General features: G+C 66.5%; 4 protein-coding genes. All 4 read right to left on the bottom strand.

The window, feature by feature from the left end:
• Positions 1–92 precede the first annotated feature (92 nt).
• A complete protein-coding gene (locus Y706_RS27400) occupies positions 93–653 on the bottom strand; it encodes a CHAD domain-containing protein (RefSeq protein ID WP_084475917.1) in 561 nt (186 codons plus the stop codon).
• Positions 604–1,206, bottom strand: a complete 603-nt coding sequence (locus tag Y706_RS27395) for a CHAD domain-containing protein (RefSeq protein ID WP_052355004.1) — start codon at positions 1,204–1,206, stop codon at positions 604–606. The genes Y706_RS27400 and Y706_RS27395 overlap by 50 nt, the downstream gene beginning before the upstream one ends.
• Positions 1,206–1,601 carry a CYTH domain-containing protein gene (locus Y706_RS27390; protein ID WP_156945062.1) on the bottom strand — a complete coding sequence of 132 codons (396 nt, stop codon included), beginning with the start codon at positions 1,599–1,601 and terminating at the stop codon, positions 1,206–1,208. Before Y706_RS27390 ends, Y706_RS27395 begins: the two co-directional genes overlap by 1 nt.
• Before the next feature lie 91 nt (positions 1,602–1,692).
• A complete protein-coding gene (locus Y706_RS23605) occupies positions 1,693–2,373 on the bottom strand; it encodes a TM2 domain-containing protein (RefSeq protein WP_043434771.1) in 681 nt (226 codons plus the stop codon).
• Positions 2,374–2,574: the final 201 nt, after the last annotated feature.

Genomic DNA, 2,574 nt, shown 5'->3' with positions numbered 1-2,574 from the left:
CCTGCCACTGGCAGGTACACCTATTCTCTGTCCGTACCGGGGCCGCGGACCTCATCCCGGGAAGGTGATCCCGATGAGTATGCAGGGTCTGCTCAGAGCGGGGTGGCCGGGAATTTCTTCCAGTCGCGGTGGAATTGTGCCTCGGCTTCGAGTGCAACGGTTTGTTCCAACGCATGGAGGCGTCCGTAGCTGAATCCGTTCTCGCCCAGGGTGAAGGCCTCGGCGCCGAGCCTGCGCAGAAGCTGGCGGGTAACGACGCTGTCCTGGTGGTCACCGAGAATTTTCTGGACGCCGTGGGCGGCGTCAGCCAGGCGGGCGGCCTGCTTGGGGTTGACGGGGGCGGCTGCTTCGGCTGCGTACCGCAGGCGTTTTCCGTCTTTCCGTGCCTCGTGCAGGGCCGGATGGTCACCGGTGCCGGCAGGATGCCGCTTGGCTTCCTTGACCGCGGCGCGCAGTCGTTTGACGTCGCGTTCGACCATGCCGGGGATGACCTTGTGCGCCGGTTCGGAGGCCAGCGCCGAGAGGTGCGATGCGGTGATGAGGGCATCGAGGGAATCGAGCAGCCGGAAGTAGCGCTTTCCGTCCAATGCCTTCAGTGCCTTCTCATGGGCTTTCTGGTAGGCCCATGACCAGCTCGCTGGGTTCCTGGCCAACCATCTCCTTCAGGCGTGCGTGCATGACCTCCGCGTCACGGGCCTCACCGAGCAGGCCGGCGAGCCACTTTAGTTCGTTGCGCAGGGTTTTCACCGTCTCGGCGTCGTCCAGCAGTTTCCGGTAGGTGGCCAGCACTGAACGCATGCGCCTGGTGGCTACCCTCATTTTGTGGACCGCATCGTGGGCGTCCTGGCGCACCATCGGGTCCTGTTGCTTGAGCTCTTTCACCTGGTCCCTGAAGTAGGCGAGCATGACATCGCCGGCGGGTCCTTTCCGCTTCGGCACCGGCAGCGGCCCGGGTGCCGGGTCCCGGTTCAGGGCGTGGGCGAGTTTTGAATCATGGGTGGACGGACTGGCTCCGGCGCTGGCGAGCCGGTCCTGTCCGGCCTCGAGCAGGGACCGGGGGGCCGCGGTGATTTCTATTTCCCATTCCCTCCAGTGCCGTGTGCCATGGGTGGGGGCCAGTACCTCAGCCTGGACCCGGTCATCGCTGATGTCTGCGAGAACGGCGTCCTTTTTGCTCCTGAGCCGGTATACGGTGCGCGTAGTCATCAGCCGTGCCACCGGGACCAGGGCGTCCGCGTAGTCATCAGCCGTGCCACCGGGACCAGGGCGTCCCCCCTGGTGTGCACGCGGACCAGCCGGAGGAGGGCGTCGGGGACGCCGTCGGCCTGCTCTCCAAGGAGTTCGCGGAATTCCGTCCGGTCGTCCGGTCCCTTGGGCAGTTTCAGGTGCCATCCGCCGTCCTCACCGCCGCTCCCGCGGCGCAGGGTGATCGCAGCGGCGGCCAGACGCAGGTCCTTGGTGTCGAAGTACTCAGCCTCCAGCCGGTGCTCCACGGGCTCGTCTACCCGGGCAACACCGGGCAAATCCTGCAGCGAAGGAAGGAGAGTCTCTTCCTCGACATCAAATTTCCGTTCGATCTCAACGACACGTCTCGCGGCCATACCGGAAGTGTACGTCCGGCGCCCCAGGTAAGGCAGTACCAAAGCCGCTGCCCCCTGGCCGTTGCCGTACAGGGCCGCACGCACCGTGACGCTAGCCGGGCAGCCGGTATTCCTCGGCCGTAAGGTGCCAGACGGCTCCGGTGGTGCTGACTATCAGCGCGTAGGTCCCCGGAGCCAGGCTGATGCCGATCGCCCCGGCGCCCGCCTTGGCCAGGGACAGCACGGTGAGGGCCGGTCCTTTCACAGGTTGGAGATAGGCAACGGCGGCCCCGGTGAAGGTGTACTCGATGTGAAGCCTGCCGGTGAGGGTTACAAGCGGGCCCGGGGGTTTCGTGCCGGAGGCCTCCGCGACGGTGACCCATTCTTTCACCGGGGGCGGCGGGGCCGGATGCAGCACTGCGTTCATCGCGGCAACTGTGGCGGTCACAGTCCCGGTGACGGGGGCGGCGCTGACGCAGACCAACGCACCGGCGAGGGCGACAACCAGGACTGTCGAGGCCAGGCGCAGGCCGCGTCGCAGGGAGTTGGTCCCGGCCAACGGCATGGATGCCCCGTCGGCGGCGTACTCAGAGGTGATCCGGAACAGGTCAATGAGCCACCAGATACCGGCGCCGCCCAGCGTCAACAGCTTCAGGGTGCCGGTAACCGGCTTGTGGAGGTAGAACCTGTCCGCGCCGGCGAAGCCCAGGAACAAAGCCAGCAGCCACGCCGTGCGCAGCGAACGCATCGGCGGCAGGTCACCGTCGAAGACAAGCCCGTACTGCTCGGTCATGGGCACATTCCCGATTCTGGAACAGCCACGTCCGGATGTCCACGATCATCCGGTGTGCTCTTGCGACATGCACCCGTCCGCGGGACGAGGAAGGGGAACCCGGGTTAGAAGCAAGCCACCACTGGCCGCCGGAAGGGAGGACCAGGCCGTGGGACCACGGAGGCGCCGAGATCCCGGCTCCCGGGCGTGGGCGCTTTTGTC

Source organism: Arthrobacter sp. I3 (assembly GCF_000520575.1).
Classification (GTDB): Bacteria; Actinomycetota; Actinomycetes; order Actinomycetales; family Micrococcaceae; genus Arthrobacter; species Arthrobacter humicola_A.
This window is presented reverse-complemented; position numbering and strand designations above follow the sequence as displayed.

Coding starts and splice junctions, on each gene's coding strand:
- Y706_RS27395 (WP_052355004.1), bottom strand. CDS start 1,206: ATGACTACGCGCACCGTATACCGGCTCAGGAGCAAAAAGGACGCCGTT.
- Y706_RS27390 (WP_156945062.1), bottom strand. CDS start 1,601: ATGGCCGCGAGACGTGTCGTTGAGATCGAACGGAAATTTGATGTCGAG.
- Y706_RS23605 (WP_043434771.1), bottom strand. CDS start 2,373: ATGACCGAGCAGTACGGGCTTGTCTTCGACGGTGACCTGCCGCCGATG.